Origin of the sequence: Marinomonas posidonica (genome assembly GCF_043643765.1) — a bacterium.
In the GTDB taxonomy this organism is placed as follows: Bacteria; Pseudomonadota; Gammaproteobacteria; order Pseudomonadales; family Marinomonadaceae; genus Marinomonas; species Marinomonas posidonica_A.
In genome coordinates, this window is the sequence record NZ_JBHZSP010000007.1 from 63,669 (window position 1) to 78,189 (window position 14,521).

A 14,521-nucleotide genomic window follows, 5' to 3' on the forward strand; every position below is an offset into this window, starting at 1 on the left:
TCTTGATCCAATAGGAAAACAGGCGTCAACAAGAAGACGCCTGTTTGGCTTCAAGCAAACTAGTTAATACAGCCGAATGCTTATAGAAGACCGTTTTGTTCTAGGTAAGACGTAATAGAGTCATAGACTTTCTGTGCATTTTTTGAACTCTTGGCAAATTCTTCCCATTGAGTTCGAGCAATGGCACGAAACTTCTTACGTTCTTCTGCAGACCAATCATGTATGGTGATGTTTGGATCTGCTTGAGCGGCTTTTACCGCTGCTTGGTCAGCAATGCGCAGTTGGGTAGTCATGTCCTGAGCAAAATCGCGAACCGAAACGGTTAAGATAGTTTGTAAGTCGGCTGGTAATTTATCCCACTTTTTCTTATTCATCGAAATATCGATTAATGGTAGAGAGTGGAAACCAGGTTGCACTGGGTGAGCGGCAATGTCGTTCATACCGGCTTTTTGGTTAGTTGAGAAAACGGTGTAATCCGCGGCGTCGATGACGCCTTTACTCAAACCAGTAAACACTTCAGAACCAGGTAGGTTAACCGGTGCGGCACCAGCAGCGGCAAAGACGCGCTGAACCAAACCTTCAGGTGCTCTTAGTTTAAGACCTTTAAGATCTTCAACACCATTTAACGGTACACGAGAAACCAACGATTCAACACCAGTAGTTGAACCGCCAATGAATTTAACGCCGTAAGGTGCGTACAATTCATTCATTAGCTCGTAACCACCACCGTAGTTAATGTATTGCAGTAATTGCGAAGTATTTGACCAAGCTCCGACTGTGTTACCAATTAAACCAAAGGCTGGGTCTTTGCCTGAGAAAAATTCGGTCGCCGTGATTTGACCATCCAGAATGCCCATCTTGATGCCATCTAATGTTTCAGTATGTTTGAAGATACTGCCAACAGGAAGAAGGTCGATCTCAACTCGGCCACCGGTCATTTCTTTGACACGGTTTACCCATTCTTTTTGAACTTGAAAGTTCTTATCACCAGCGGGATCAGAAGATTGGAATTTGAAGGTATAGTCTGCGGCGAAGCTAGGTGCGGATAGTGCGCAAGCTAGAGTGGCGCTTAACAAAGTGGTGCTGAGCTTTTTCATAGTATGGTTTCCCATTGATTATTTTTTTAGGAAATTCAGAGTTAACCAATAACAAATGTTACCGGTAACTAGCGGGTGAATGTTACCGGTAACTTTTTATCTTAGTCAAGGCGATTTTGGATAAAAAACTCATATCGTATTGAGATGCTTGATATCTAAGGAAATATTTTTTTGTTTAGACGGAAAACCTAGAGTGATCTTGTTAGACATTGGTCTAAACTGGATTTAGCTCTGTAACAGAAAGGCGCACAATGTGCTTTACACAAAATAAGAAGAAATCAATATGGCCGCCATCGACATTCCTGAAGTGCATAAATTTATTGAGTCCACTCCACCTTTTGCCAGCTTGAGTGATCAAGAGCGCAAGCAGCTTCTCTCTGGCGTTGCCATGTTGTATGTGCGGCAAGGCCAGACGCTGGTATTGGAAGAGGAGGCGGCCACCGTGCATTTGATCCGTCGTGGTGCCTGTGAAATTCGCACGCCAAAGGATGGTTTGGTTGATCAAATTGCCGATGGTGAATGTTTTGGTGTATCGAGTGTGATGGCGCAGAATCCTGATGGCTTAAAAGTGGTCGCGATGGAAGACAGCTTGGTGTATCGATTTGATAAGAGTCGATTTCAAGACATGTTAAAGCAGAATGATGCATTTGGGCTTTTCTTCGAACACACTCAACTGCATCGGCGGCGAAAATTGTCACGTCGACGGGACAGTGAGTTGGCTTCACCGGCACTGCAATTATCAACCTCAATTTCACATATTATGACCCGTCAATTAGTCCAAGCGAGTCCCAGTGAACGTGTGCAAACCATTGCCATGCGAATGACGGAAGCCAGAGTGAGCTCTATATTAATCCTTGAAGAGGAGTCCTTGCTGGGCATTGTCACAGATCGTGATTTGAGGTCACGTATTTTAGCCTTGGGAGGTTCGGCGCAAGCCGTTGTGGCTGACATTATGACACAATCCCCAGTCACCCTGTCGCCAGACGCCTTGGTCATGCAGGCGCAAACCCTGATGAGCGAAAGCAACATACACCACCTGCCGATTGTTGAAGAAACGGGAAAGGTGGTGGGTATGCTGACCGCAGCGGACTTATTGCGACATCAAGAATTGAGTCCTCTGTTGTTTATCAACCAGATTCATCGACAAACGTCTGTGGAAAGCTTGGCTCGCATTTGTCAGCAGTGGCCAACCTTGATCATCAATCTGATTGTCACTGACATGAAACCAGCAGACATTGGTAAAGTGCTGGCCACCGTCAGTGATAATCTGACCAAGCGTCTGATTGAGTTGGCTGTGATGGCATTGGGCGAGGCACCCATGGACTTTCAATTCTTGGTGTTTGGTTCCCAAGCTCGTCAGGATCAGTCTTTGGGCAGTGACCAAGACAATGGTTTGATGCTGGAGAGAGAACCGGATGAGACAGAAGCCGCTTATTTTGCGGATTTATCAGAATTTGTCTGCAAAGGTTTGGCGTCTTGTGGTATTCGTCTTTGCCCTGGCAACATCATGGCCAGCAATCCTCAGTGGCGTAAAACACAACAAGGTTGGCAGCAAGCATTTGCACAGTGGATTAAAAGTGCCGCTCCCAGTGCGTTGTTACATGCCAGTATTTTCTTTGATATTCGCTGTGTGTTTGGTGACGATGCTCCGGTAAAACGATTGATTAAAGGCATGCAGGTCGAGGTGGCGCAAAACAGTATGTTTCTCGCCACTCTGACTCGCACTGCGATTGCCACAAAACCGCCATTGGGCTTCTTTCGCCATTTCCTATTGGAGTCTTCTGGTGAGCACAAACATCAACTGGATTTGAAACATCAGGGGTTGGCTTTGATTAATGATTTAAGCCGTTTATATGGGTTGTCTTGCAAGGTTTATCGGGAGTCGACACTAGAGCGAATAGAACAGGCCATTCGCGAACAGCTTATTAGCGTGGATACGGCTCGTAACCTGATGGACGCATGGGATCATTTGAATGGTTTACGGCTTGAAGCGCAAAGTCGTCATTGGCAAATGTCGGGGACAGCGAGTGCTTACCTTGATCCGAAGAAACTAAGCCCTTTAGAGCGAAAACATTTGAAGACAACTTTTAGCATCATTAGCGATGTACAAGACATTGCTCAACAGAGGTTTCTTCGAGGTTACAGTTAATGTGGTGTCGTCTTTTATCACGGGTTAAACATTGGCAACAACAACGGCAATCTTTGCTCCGAGCTTGGTCAGATTGGGAGTATGTGGTGCTGGACATTGAAACGTCTGGGCTGGATGCAAAGCGGGACCATATTGTGAGTCTAGGTTGGGTTTGTATTAAACAAGGGGTAATTGATTTAGACAGTGCTCGTCATCTGGTCTTGGACACAGCTGAGGTCGGTGAAAATGTCGGTATTCATATGATTACGGATGCGGATATTCAACAATACGGAAAAAAACAAGAAAGTGCATTACGTTATTTACGGCATTTTCTGCGTGGGCGCATTTTGGTGGTACACCATGCACCGTTGGAAATTAGCTTTCTGAAAGCTGCCTGGCAGAAACATCTTTTTCCATCTTATGGATTAACTTGGCTCGACACCTTGATGTTGGAAAAAGTCAAAGCGGATCGAGCGCAGCAGCCGATTCAAGAAGGCGGTTTTCGTTTGAATCACTGTCGAGAACGCTACCGCTTGCCAGAGTATCAAGGGCATGATGCCTTAACGGATGCGCTTGCGACGGCGGAATTGCTATTGGCACAAATTGCCTACCAAGGGAAGAACTGCCGCTTGTATGATTTGAGTCTGATGGCGGGAGGCCGAAGCCGTCTATCGCCCCGTTAAACAAGGCGACAGACGGGAAAAACAAAGGTGCCTTTGTTTAAGTTTTTTAAGCTGTATTGCGCGAATAGTTTGGCGCTAAATCCCATTCTTCTGGCTTAGGTTCTGTGCCAAGGTGCTTAGGGTTTTCTGACCAATGTAACAGACTCAGTTCACCGAAAGAGGACTCGGTGAGTGCCGTACAATGTTCGACCCAATCACCGTCGTTACAATACAAAATACCTTCTTTCATTTGAAACGAAGCGAAATGAATGTGCCCGCAAATGTAACCATCCACTTTGTGACTTTTCGCGGACTTCAACGCAGCAGTCTCAAAACGTTCGATGAACTCTTTGGCCTTGCCTATGTGGCTTTTGAGGTAGCCAGCAAGGGACCAGTAAGGCAGACCGAGAAAGCGTCGAACGCCATTAATGGATTGATTAAGCGATAACATTAAGCCATGAGCTTTGTCACCAATGGCCAACATCAAAGGGCTAATTTTCACCATCTGATCAAACTCGTCGCCATGGCTAACATAAAAGCATCGACCATCTGCTGTGTTGTGACGAGCATGCAATTGGATGTCTACGCCAGATAAGGTTTGACCGGCAAACTGACGAAAGAAGGCGTCGTGATTTCCTGGGATGTAAATCACTTTGGTACCGGATTTTGCCATCGCCAAAACCTGTTCCACCACTTGATGATGGGCATCAACAAAATACGCTTTATGGCGCATGGCCTGTAAATCGATGATGTCGCCCACCAAGTATAAGGTGTCCGTTTCAATGCTTTGTAAGAAGTTCAATAAATGAACCGCCTGACACGCTTTGGTACCTAAATGTACATCGGAAATGAACACGGATCGAAATCGAGTTTGCATAATCGCCTCCTTAAAGGGTGTTGCCCTGTTAAAGAACAGATTAAAGAGGCTTTATGACAGACTTGTGAGTGCTTTATGACAGTTAGATCACAATTCACCAACGGTTTGTTTGGTTTCTGGGATCAAGCGGGGTTGCAAGTGAATATGATTACCGCCTGTCTGCTTCGCTTGTTTTTTGGCTTGCGCGGCCAGTTCGGCTACTTGGTGATGATTGCGACAATGCGTAGGGTGTACAACGCCAATAGCGAGACTTAGGATAGGATGAAAACGAGTGTCACCATGGCGATTTTTAGTCCAAACGCCTCCTTCCGCTAAGGTTTCCTGAGTGTAAAACTCTCTTACCTTAATCGCGAAAGCATCAAGAATATGTTGACACTGTAATTGCCAGTCGTGATCGCCAAAAATCACCACAAAGTCGTCTCCGCCAATGTGGCCGATAAAATTATTCGGGGCGACTAACTCCTTGATTAGAGAGCCGACTAATTGAATGACGGCATCGCCTTTCGAATAGCCAAAAAAGTCATTAAACGGTTTGAAATCATTGAGATCAAAATAAGCGACATAAAAGTCATCTTGGGCGGCTAAGCGACGGCTGACTTCTCGATGAATGGGGACATTGCCTGGTAGTAATGTTAACGGATTAGAGTAAGTCGCGTTTTGAATTTTCAATTCTGTAATGCGTTTCAGAAGGTCTTTTAAATGCCCTGTTCCTAAGAACTTACCCTCACGAACCACGATGATTTCGTTGTTTAGAGTATCGGCTTCTTGGTTAGTGACCATGGTCGAAACGCTGGCCAAACTGACATTGCTTTCTACAATGAGCACATCATCACTTAATAAGTTAGTCACAGGTTTGTGTTCATACAAAGCACGGCCATAAGGGGTCGAAAACAGTTCGTGTAACTGGTGACGACGAATGACACCAACAGGATGATCGTTTTGATCTAACACGGGAATGGCAATTAAATCTGGGTGTTTTTTAAAACGCAGCGAAGCTTCATCTAACAAGCTGTTCTGCTGCAAACTAGGTGTAGGACGACACAGTATTTGTACTGTTTCGGAGTGATCATTTTGAAACTGAGAGCGACGTTGCGCTTGCTTTACCAAATAAGGGTGAGTGCTAAAGGCGGGCGTCTCGGTTGGACGACCTAAGAAATAGCCTTGCCCTAACGTGATGCCAATCTCGATTAATTGATCCAGCTCTTGCTGATTTTCGATGCCTTCGGCGATTAAAATGCAATTCAAACGTTGTGCTATGGTGAGAATTGAACGCACAAATTCGCGTTTGATTTCATCTTTGTCGATGCCTTGAATAAAATGCTTATCCACTTTGACGATGTCAGGCTGCAATTCAGACCACAGCTGCAAGCCTGAGTAGCCAACGCCTAAATCATCGATGGCCACTTGGAACCCCATTTTACGGTAATGCTCAACACTGCTTCTTGGTAAGCCATTGTGATCGTATGGATGTTGTTCTGATAACTCGATCACGATGTCTTTTTGATCTAACCCTAAGTCATTGAGAATGCCTAATGTCATGCCTGATTGATGCTCTGGAGAGCCTAATAGTGACGCACTGACATTTAAGAATAATCGACCTTTAAGGTTGAGTTTAGAGAATTTGCTAATGGCTTTTTCGCGGCACAATAATTCTAGCCGGTGCAGTTGCTCTTCTTTTAGCGCTAAGCTAAAGAGTGCATCAGGGGAAAATAGTGCCGAGTTTTTAGGGCCGCGAGACAGGGCTTCGTGACCATAGATTTCACCATTACTCAAATCATAGATAGGTTGAAAATAAGGTGTGATCAACCCATTGTTGAGTATTTTTTGCAATAAGGCAGCTTCGTCTATTTGACTCATTTTCTCTCTAATACATCTTAGTGATTAATTAATAGAGAATTTTATGTCACATTTATGACAATTTAATGAACGGCAAAGAGGAAATAAAGACGATAATAAGGATGAATAAAAAAGGTGAGATAGGGGACAAAAAAATACTAACCTGTTACCGGATCGATTTCTTATTTTAGCCTTTCGATCATCGGGAACATAGGTTAGTCGAGCGACACAGAAAACTTAGTGTTGTGACGCTGACTTGAAAGGACGAGCAATGGTTAGACCAGTGAAAAATGCTTTGACACGAGACGTCACTTTTTTGATTGCTTGTGCGTAGTAAGCACGGCGAAGTTCGTAAGCTTTTTCTACATAAAAGTCAGCGTCTAGGTTACCGAAAGCATCGTATTTGTAATCGTTTTTCATAGTGTATCTCCTGAAATATTGAAGTTTGTTTTTACACTACGAATTATAAAATTTGACCAATTATTCAGCAAACGATCAATTTTCAGCTAATAGGTTAGAAAAACTCATCAAATAGAGGTTTGGTTGCTCAACACGCGAAACTTACCTGGTGGCATGCCGGTAGCACGTTTAAAAAAACGAGAGAAATAGCCAGGATCTTTAAAGCCTAAATCATAACTGATTTCATCCACTGAGCGAGCGGTGTAAATTAAGCTGCGTTTCGCTTCAATTAGCAGTCTTTCATGCGCTAGTGCTAGCACACTCTTATTAAATGAGGCTTTGCTTAATCGGTTTAAACGGCTGGTGGAGGTACTGAGAGCTTGAGCGTAATCTTGTGTGCTCCAGTGCTTTCGAAAATGGCTTTCTATTAATTCTTTTAGCCTTTGTATGCGGCTACTTTCAGTCACTTCCGTCGAACTTTCATCACCGTTATTTTGCTGTTGGCGATGTAGAATGAGCAAAATGGCTTTGATCAGATATTCGCTCATCAAAGCACGGTCTTCTCGAATGTAGAAAGACTCACTTTCCAGTTGTTGAATCAATGGCCATAGCTCTGAAAAGCTATTACGGTTGCCATTAAAATTAATATGACAGGCTTGGCTCAGTAATGGTTTGATGAATTTTGCAGCTTTTTCCTGGTAAGCGTCTTCGAGTAACGGCTCCGCGATGCTAATGACCCGCCCGTCGGTATCTGGCGCGAAATGGAAGCTGTGCACGACGCCTGCTGGTACGATGATGGCCCAAGCGCCCAGTAAAATTTGTTGTTGATCGTCTAGTTGGACCTTGGCTTGTCCTGACTTTAGGATCAAAATTTGGAACAGCTGGGCATGTCGATGAGGGCTGATTTTCCAGCCGAGATTGCTGCTTCTGTCTTCTATGTCTTCAATATGGAAAAACTCTGGATCATTAATCCAACTGGACTCTCCATACAAACCAAAGTGTGGAATCTGATTTTTTTTCATAAGCTATTTTTACATTTTTATTTTTATAAGCTGAATTTTATATTGCTTAAAATAGGATGGAAAGCCAACAATAATAAGGCTTTTACATAAAAAAGATATTTTCACTCTATTCTTCTTTGATCAAAAAGTACAATTTTTTGATCATTTTTCACCTAACCAAGAGACCTCTTGGCTTCTATGATGAAGATCAAATAGTGCTGTTATTTAGTATAGAGTCTAAAAAGCCAGCACCAAACAAAAACAATAAATGAAGGTGAGAGAGCATGAAAACTCAAGTGGCAATTATTGGGGCAGGTCCTTCAGGGCTATTGCTGGGACAGCTTCTTGCAAAGCAAGGTATTGATAACGTTATTATTGAACGTGCTTCTGGCGAGTATATATTGGGCCGTATTCGTGCCGGTGTATTGGAGCAGGGCATGACTGACTTGCTACGAGAGGCGGGTGTTGGCGAGCGTATGGATCGGGAAGGTCAGGTTCATAAAGGGGTTGAGCTCGCCTTTAACAATAAGCGCGTACAGATTGAGTTAGAAAAGCTTACCGGTGGTAATACGGTTATGGTGTATGGCCAAACGGAAGTGACTCGCGACTTGATGGAAGCTCGAGCTGAGAAAGGCTTAACGACCTATTATGAATCCAGTAATGTGGTATTGCATGATGTGAAATCGGCAACCCCTTACGTTACCTTTGAACAGGATGGCAAAGAGCATCGTTTGGATTGTGATTACATCGCAGGTTGTGATGGCTTCCATGGGGTGTCTCGTCAAACCATTCCAGAGTCATCTCGTAAAGAATTTGAGCGCGTGTATCCATTTGGTTGGCTTGGTATCTTGTCTGACACACCACCTGTGAATGATGAGCTGATCTATTGTAAAACCGATCGAGGTTTTGCCATGACCAGCATGCGCTCAGCGACTCGTTCACGTTACTACATTCAAGTACCGCTGACGGACAAGGTAGAAGATTGGAGTGATGACGATTTTTGGACGGAACTTAAGAATCGCTTGCCAGATGATGTGGCTGAAAGATTGGTGACGGGCCCAAGCATTGAAAAAAGCATTGCTCCTTTGCGTTCTTTTGTATGTGAGCCTATGCAGTACGGTAATTTGTTTCTTGTCGGCGACGCGGCGCACATTGTGCCACCAACTGGGGCGAAAGGTTTGAACTTAGCGGCCTCGGATGTAGCGACCCTGAATAAAATTATGACCCGAGTGTATAAAGAAGGCGATAAAGAGTGCATCAATCAATACTCTGAAATTTGTCTACGTAGAGTCTGGCACGGTGAGCGTTTCTCTTGGTGGATGACCAATATGTTGCATGACTTTAGTGATGAAGGCAGTAAAGACGCTGAAACTCATGAGCGATTCATGAGTTCGGAGTTGAATTTTTATACCGATACAGAAGAAGGTCGTCGAGTCATTGCCATGCAATACGTTGGCTTGCCTTATGAAGACCTAAAATAATTCGCTGAAAGTCCTATGATGGCATTGAACATGCTCTTAAAACAAAAAACGACTCCCGAAGTGAGTCGTTTTTTTATGCCAGTAAAATGTTTTATTCTAAACGTGTTAGCCAAGTGAACATGGCGCTAATGGCTTGTTTCGACCAATTCGTGGTGGCGGCATCTGCGGCTCTTTGTGCGTCTTTAGCAATGCCTCGGGCACTGACTGTCCAAGAGGCCAAGCGAGCATTATTTGGACCAAATAAGGCAAGGCTGCCTTCTTCAAACACATAATGACGTCCAGATTGCTGTTCGCTGTGTTGGCTGGTATTGCTCTCTAAACGGAACAAGGCTGGGCTTTTTGGCGTCATACCAAACTCAGATAAAGCACTGGCGAGGGCATTGGCTTGCTGTGTCTTTGAAGGGTCAACACCGTAGCTCAACAGCGCTTGATTAAGTTGTTGTTCAATGCTGATCACCTCATCACTGGCACGACCGGCTAAAGTGCGCTCTGTTGAATAGAGTTGTAATTCTTCGACATAAGATTGGCGTTGTGCAAAAGCGGGTATCAATCGCATATAGGTTTGCCAATCCGCTGGCGCAGCGTCTTCACCGAGTCGTGTGGTGAGCGATTCTGCGTTGTTGATAATGCTCAAATCAAGATCGTGAATGGCACTTTTGAGTCGGCTAACAATGCGAGAGCGATCAATGGATTGCAAGGCGTACACATATTGATTGCCAGCGTACCTCTCTTCATTCGTGGCTTGTTCTAACTCAATGGGGGCGGTGGCCACTTGTGTGTAAGCCGTTTGTACTTTTGATACTTGCTCTTTGCCGTTGCTAGACGAGACTTGGGTGTTTTGCGTATTGATTTGACTGACTTGAGTCGTCAGCTGTTGAGCAATTTGCGCATTGCCATTTTGTTCAGCCTGACTAAAGGCTAAAGCAAGATTGTCTATTTTAGGCGCACTGCCAACACCATAAAGATGTGTTTGGCTTTGAGGTGGCGAGCTGACCCAGCTTGGTAGCGTTTCTGCATCTTTAGACGATTGATTGAAACTACTGAAACACCCCGAAAGACTGGCGGCTAAGCCAGTCATAAAGAGGCATTGTATGACTGAGTGTTTCGTCATTAAAAGAAACCTTTGTCAGCCAGTTTTTTGATTTTCTTTTGACCATTCCATACTTCGCGATTAGTGGTCATGTCGATCAGTTTGAGGTCTACTTGATAGAAGCTGACACGTTGTTCGCCATTTGAGTCCACAATGGAATTAATGGTGCCAGAGAGGGCAAAGCCTGCTCCTTGTTCTAGGCCAAACTCAGCCGCTGTTCCAGATGCCGCATTGAGCTCTTGGTCTTCTCGTTCACCGCGAACATCGTCACGTTCTGCCCCAGAGACCACAAAATCTACCTTCCCTGAACGAATGAGACTGCGTTTGATGTCATTGATAAAAGTATCAACTGGAATGTGTTCGGAGGACTTGTTACGAATGGATTGAACAATAACCGTTGGATTGCCTTTTTGGTTGAAGTTGAAATCTCGGAACCAAGGGAAGGTCAGCATATCTGTCATCATTTCTTCGGCCACAAGACGAGAGTCTGTGTCGTTCCAACGGTCTGATAAAGCAACTTCTTCGTTATCACCAAGACGTTTAACACTGCCGCTTGAACAGGCCGTGAGTAACAATGCCATAAATAGGGTAAATACAGTGCGACAAGAGAAGGCTTTCCGTGTCACTGATGTTAATGGTTGAATATTCATAGTCTTTTTCCTTACATCACCTTAATAGGAGCTGAGTGAGTCCGCTCTGGTTAGTTTAATTCATTTAATATGGGTTGCGTAGATTCCATACTTTTATTTTGTTGGCTTTCAAAGAGGTCTCGCCAAGCGAAAATTGTTTGCCATTGGTTTCATAAGTTGGTTGGTACTTTCCTGCTTTTAGCGGTGTTCGGGTTAAACGAACTTGTGCTGGTAGTGTTAACCAGTTTCGAGTGTCGGCGGCCGATGTGGCTAAAACCGATATTTGACCAATAAAATTGAGCAACATAGCCGCGCCTTCGTCTTGCACTTCTGATGTGATGCGAAATGCTAGCCAGCTGCGAATGAACTCACGAATCATGCTTTCGTATATGTCCCTTTGGGCATTCGCTAGTTGTTCTTGAAAAGCGATGTCGGCTAAGGAAGTCATGCGTAAACTGTCAGTCTTTTCAATTTGCTTGGAGACGGTTAAGTGAGTGTCATGTTGATCGAGTGTAAAGCGACGATAGTAGGGTACGGTAACTCGAATGTTCTGCTGTGTGAGCAAGGTATCAATATTGGATTGTTCCAGTTGCTGCCAGATTCCTGAACCAAGGATGACGCGTTTGGTGAATACGCCTGAAAAAGCGCCCCAAGCCCCGCCGGCTTTGTAATTGGCAATCATATTCAGCGGGTTGATGTCAGCATACACCATGGTAAACCAACGAAATGCATCGTTGTCTTCCATCCTTCCGCCACCATGTAATGGTTCTAGTACCAGAGAGTATGCCCAAGGTTCGGCGTATAAAAGGAGTGACATTTCGCTTTTGTCGGGCACAAAGCCTTGGTGCTCAAGTACCACGAGTTCCGCACTGTCTGGTTGATAGGTCTGCAGTGTTTCCTGCATGTCAGGAGACAATTTGGCTTGGATCGTTTGCGCTATTTCCGCGGCCTCGAAGCCTGTTTTTTTCATCATACGGATGGTATCTAACCAAGCGCGTTCTGCAGTGACAGCGGGTAGATTGTATTGTTCCGCATAGCCATTTTGATAAAGCTCAGCGGCTTTTTGATAGCTGATACGAGCATCATCGTACTCGTCGCTAATTTCGTATTGTAAGCCTTCCATATATCGTGCCCAAGCATCGTCACGATATAGAAATTTGTCTCGATCTAAACGTCCTGTGTAAAAACGACTTAACCAGGAGATGGCTTTTTCATAAAAAGCCTGGTCTTTTTTAGCATCGAGTTGTTCATAACTTGGCGTTTGAGCACGGATCTCATTAAGCTTGATGTCAATGCGGCGGGCTTCAACTAAAGCAGAGTCTAATAATTGTCGTTGTTTTGTTAATGACTCTGCTTGCTCGGCTAGGGCGAGGTAGTTAAGCGATTTTAAATAACTAATGTAGACCCGTTCGACTCCGGAGCCGCGGTAATTACTTTGTCGTGGGTTTGAGATGAGTGCCCAAGTACGATTTGATAAGCTTTCTTCGAGGAAGGTATCACTCAACCTTTCGGCTTTTTCAAGCAGCGCATTACTGCGTTCAAAGTCACCTTGATTTTGCGCTAAACTGCCTATCTCCATATAGTAAAGCAATTGGTCTTGTGAATTGTTCAAGGCGTCAGTGAGGTTGTCCTCAGCGGCTTTCCATTCACCTTGCTTGGCATGTGATAATCCAACTTCTATGTCATCTCGGTAAGTCGCACAGCCAGATAATAAGGTGGTGATGATCAAACAGACAAAACAAGTTAACAGCTGGTTCACTCTACATCCCTTTTGCCAAAAACTGATTTACCACTAGGAGTCCAAACAGAGCGAAACAAGCTAAATACAATAATAGCCATCGTGCTTTTAGACAATATGGGCAAGGCTTCTTTTTCTTTCTCATCACAGCTTCCATTTGAGATATTGATCAGACCTTATAAGTAAAAGGTTTTCTTATGCTATAAAAAAAGGAGGCGCATGGCCTCCTTTTTTTACACGAACTTGAATCAAGTTCAAATGTGTTTGTTACTGAGCCGTTTCGCCTTGCTGCTTTTGTAGGCTTTCCACATACAGTGCATCAAAGTTGATTGGCGCTAGCATGATCGCAGGGAAGCTGCCTTTTACGACCATTGCATCGATGTTTTCACGAGCGTATGGGAAAAGAGTAGCAGGGCAAAAAGCGCCAAGAGCATGGTGTAACTGTTGCTCATCCAGTCCAGAAATCACAAATAGACCACCTTGTTGAACTTGAACTAGGTAGCCTGTTTCGCCGTTGTTTTTCACTGTTACGGTAATTTCGAGCACTACTTCGTAAACATTTTCACCAACTTGGCGGCTTTTCGTGTTTAATTCTAGACCAACTTCTGGTTTCCACTCTTCTTGGAAAATCATCGGTGCGCGAGGTGATTCGAAAGAGATGTCTTTCAAAAAGACACGTTGTAGAGACAGTTGTGGTGTTTGCGCTTCTTGTGTTTCTTGAGTTGCCGCTGTATCAGACATGCTTGTTCCTTGTTTAAATCATTTCACGTTGTTATTTGGTTTTTATGTTGCTGGTGTTTTTGAGCGTGTTCTATTGAGACAATAAAATGTCTAATTTTTGTTCACGTTCAAGGGCGAAAAGATCATCGCAGCCGCCAATGTGTTGTTCACCAATCCAAATTTGTGGAACGGTGTGACGGCCACTTTTTTCCATCATCTCTTGTCGTAGAGCACGCTCGCCGTCGACACGGATTTCATTAAACGCCACGTCTTTTGTGTTTAAAAGTTGTTTTGCTCGGACACAAAAAGGGCAGTAATCACTTGAGTAGATAGTCACAGTGGCCATAATTTCACATTAACCTTTCACTAATGGCAGGTTCGACGATTGCCATTCAGCAATGCCGCCTTGCATCTTATAAACCTTGCTATAACCTTGTTTCTTAAGGTCTTTAGCGCTAGGGCCAGCCGTAATTCCTGACTTGCACACCAAGATAATGGGGGCATCTTTGTGTTTCTCAAGACGATGTAAGTTGTCTTTCATTTTCGTCGCAGGAATGCTGATTGCGCCAGTGATATGACCAGCGTTAAATTCTTTCTCGGTACGAATGTCGACAACAACGGCTTCTTCATTATTCATCAAAGTGGTGGCCACCGCAGGTGTTACGCCTTGAGCACCGCCTTTTTGTTCAACAAAAATCAAGGTAATCAGGATGGCGAAAAAAACCGCGACCATTTCCCAGTGGTTGATCGAAAATTCAATAAGTTGATTCATCATAATAGTAAAGCCCATGTTTAAACTGCGAGCATTATACACGGCAAGATGAATCGGTACATACTCTCATGAGTCTTGAAAGGCGCAAATT

General features: G+C 44.2%; 14 protein-coding genes. 3 read left to right on the forward strand and 11 right to left on the reverse strand.

Annotated elements, in window-relative coordinates; translation table 11 throughout:
* Positions 1-80: 80 nt before the first annotated feature.
* Positions 81-1,097 (reverse strand): TRAP transporter substrate-binding protein, encoded by a 1,017-nt coding sequence (locus tag ACHUFM_RS09425; protein ID WP_063332479.1) that lies wholly within the window; start codon positions 1,095-1,097, stop codon positions 81-83.
* 283 nt (positions 1,098-1,380) lie between these two features.
* Here ACHUFM_RS09425 and ACHUFM_RS09430 point away from each other — a divergent pair, with 283 nt between their 5' ends.
* Together ACHUFM_RS09430 and ACHUFM_RS09435 are read left to right on the forward strand one after the other, a co-directional pair.
* Positions 1,381-3,246 (forward strand): DUF294 nucleotidyltransferase-like domain-containing protein, encoded by a 1,866-nt coding sequence (locus ACHUFM_RS09430; RefSeq protein WP_394181727.1) that lies wholly within the window; start codon positions 1,381-1,383, stop codon positions 3,244-3,246.
* Positions 3,246-3,908 carry a 3'-5' exonuclease gene (locus tag ACHUFM_RS09435; protein ID WP_394181729.1) on the forward strand — a complete coding sequence of 221 codons (663 nt, stop codon included), beginning with the start codon at positions 3,246-3,248 and terminating at the stop codon, positions 3,906-3,908. Before ACHUFM_RS09430 ends, ACHUFM_RS09435 begins: the two co-directional genes overlap by 1 nt.
* A gap of 46 nt (positions 3,909-3,954) precedes the next feature.
* On the opposite strand, the gene ACHUFM_RS09440 is transcribed toward ACHUFM_RS09435, so the two are convergent.
* The 4 genes from ACHUFM_RS09440 to ACHUFM_RS09455 all read right to left on the reverse strand — a co-directional run bounded on the left by ACHUFM_RS09440 (position 3,955) and on the right by ACHUFM_RS09455 (position 8,021).
* Positions 3,955-4,764: a UDP-2,3-diacylglucosamine diphosphatase gene (locus ACHUFM_RS09440; protein WP_394181731.1), complete on the reverse strand. Its 810-nt coding sequence runs from the start codon at positions 4,762-4,764 to the stop codon at positions 3,955-3,957.
* Positions 4,765-4,851: 87 nt separating this feature from the next.
* Positions 4,852-6,621, reverse strand: a complete 1,770-nt coding sequence (locus ACHUFM_RS09445) for a GGDEF domain-containing protein (RefSeq protein WP_394181733.1) — start codon at positions 6,619-6,621, stop codon at positions 4,852-4,854.
* Between the two features lie 216 nt (positions 6,622-6,837).
* Positions 6,838-7,020, reverse strand: a complete 183-nt coding sequence (locus ACHUFM_RS09450) for an RSP_7527 family protein (protein WP_113873329.1) — start codon at positions 7,018-7,020, stop codon at positions 6,838-6,840.
* Positions 7,021-7,127: 107 nt separating this feature from the next.
* Positions 7,128-8,021, reverse strand: a complete 894-nt coding sequence (locus tag ACHUFM_RS09455; protein WP_394181735.1) for a helix-turn-helix domain-containing protein — start codon at positions 8,019-8,021, stop codon at positions 7,128-7,130.
* Positions 8,022-8,284: 263 nt separating this feature from the next.
* Here ACHUFM_RS09455 and pobA point away from each other — a divergent pair, with 263 nt between their 5' ends.
* Positions 8,285-9,481: a 4-hydroxybenzoate 3-monooxygenase gene (gene pobA / locus ACHUFM_RS09460; RefSeq protein ID WP_394181737.1), complete on the forward strand. Its 1,197-nt coding sequence runs from the start codon at positions 8,285-8,287 to the stop codon at positions 9,479-9,481.
* Between the two features lie 91 nt (positions 9,482-9,572).
* Here pobA and ACHUFM_RS09465 read toward each other — a convergent pair whose 3' ends face one another.
* From ACHUFM_RS09465 to ACHUFM_RS09490, 6 genes are all read right to left on the reverse strand, one after another.
* Entirely contained in the window at positions 9,573-10,592 is a 1,020-nt protein-coding gene (locus tag ACHUFM_RS09465; protein WP_394181739.1) for an LPP20 family lipoprotein, read from the reverse strand.
* On the reverse strand, positions 10,592-11,221 hold the full coding sequence (locus ACHUFM_RS09470) for a penicillin-binding protein activator LpoB (RefSeq protein WP_394181741.1): 630 nt from the start codon (positions 11,219-11,221) through the stop codon (positions 10,592-10,594). Before ACHUFM_RS09470 ends, ACHUFM_RS09465 begins: the two co-directional genes overlap by 1 nt.
* 64 nt (positions 11,222-11,285) lie before the next feature.
* Entirely contained in the window at positions 11,286-12,959 is a 1,674-nt protein-coding gene (locus ACHUFM_RS09475; RefSeq protein ID WP_394181743.1) for a COG3014 family protein, read from the reverse strand.
* A 246-nt stretch (positions 12,960-13,205) separates the two neighbouring features.
* Entirely contained in the window at positions 13,206-13,679 is a 474-nt protein-coding gene (gene secB / locus ACHUFM_RS09480) for a protein-export chaperone SecB (RefSeq protein ID WP_394181745.1), read from the reverse strand.
* Between the two features lie 70 nt (positions 13,680-13,749).
* Positions 13,750-14,004, reverse strand: coding sequence for a glutaredoxin 3 (gene grxC, locus ACHUFM_RS09485; protein WP_394181747.1), 255 nt, complete (start codon positions 14,002-14,004; stop codon positions 13,750-13,752).
* Between the two features lie 9 nt (positions 14,005-14,013).
* Positions 14,014-14,433, reverse strand: a complete 420-nt coding sequence (locus ACHUFM_RS09490) for a rhodanese-like domain-containing protein (RefSeq protein WP_394181749.1) — start codon at positions 14,431-14,433, stop codon at positions 14,014-14,016.
* Positions 14,434-14,521: the final 88 nt, after the last annotated feature.

Bases quoted from the DNA above. Each gene is read 5' to 3' on its own strand.
- ACHUFM_RS09425 (WP_063332479.1), bottom strand. From the start codon at position 1,097: ATGAAAAAGCTCAGCACCACTTTGTTAAGCGCCACTCTAGCTTGCGCA.
- ACHUFM_RS09430 (WP_394181727.1), top strand. From the start codon at position 1,381: ATGGCCGCCATCGACATTCCTGAAGTGCATAAATTTATTGAGTCCACT.
- ACHUFM_RS09435 (WP_394181729.1), top strand. From the start codon at position 3,246: ATGTGGTGTCGTCTTTTATCACGGGTTAAACATTGGCAACAACAACGG.
- ACHUFM_RS09440 (WP_394181731.1), bottom strand. From the start codon at position 4,764: ATGCAAACTCGATTTCGATCCGTGTTCATTTCCGATGTACATTTAGGT.
- ACHUFM_RS09445 (WP_394181733.1), bottom strand. From the start codon at position 6,621: ATGAGTCAAATAGACGAAGCTGCCTTATTGCAAAAAATACTCAACAAT.
- ACHUFM_RS09450 (WP_113873329.1), bottom strand. From the start codon at position 7,020: ATGAAAAACGATTACAAATACGATGCTTTCGGTAACCTAGACGCTGAC.
- ACHUFM_RS09455 (WP_394181735.1), bottom strand. From the start codon at position 8,021: ATGAAAAAAAATCAGATTCCACACTTTGGTTTGTATGGAGAGTCCAGT.
- pobA (WP_394181737.1), top strand. From the start codon at position 8,285: ATGAAAACTCAAGTGGCAATTATTGGGGCAGGTCCTTCAGGGCTATTG.
- ACHUFM_RS09465 (WP_394181739.1), bottom strand. From the start codon at position 10,592: ATGACGAAACACTCAGTCATACAATGCCTCTTTATGACTGGCTTAGCC.
- ACHUFM_RS09470 (WP_394181741.1), bottom strand. From the start codon at position 11,221: ATGAATATTCAACCATTAACATCAGTGACACGGAAAGCCTTCTCTTGT.
- secB (WP_394181745.1), bottom strand. From the start codon at position 13,679: ATGTCTGATACAGCGGCAACTCAAGAAACACAAGAAGCGCAAACACCA.
- grxC (WP_394181747.1), bottom strand. From the start codon at position 14,004: ATGGCCACTGTGACTATCTACTCAAGTGATTACTGCCCTTTTTGTGTC.
- ACHUFM_RS09490 (WP_394181749.1), bottom strand. From the start codon at position 14,433: ATGATGAATCAACTTATTGAATTTTCGATCAACCACTGGGAAATGGTC.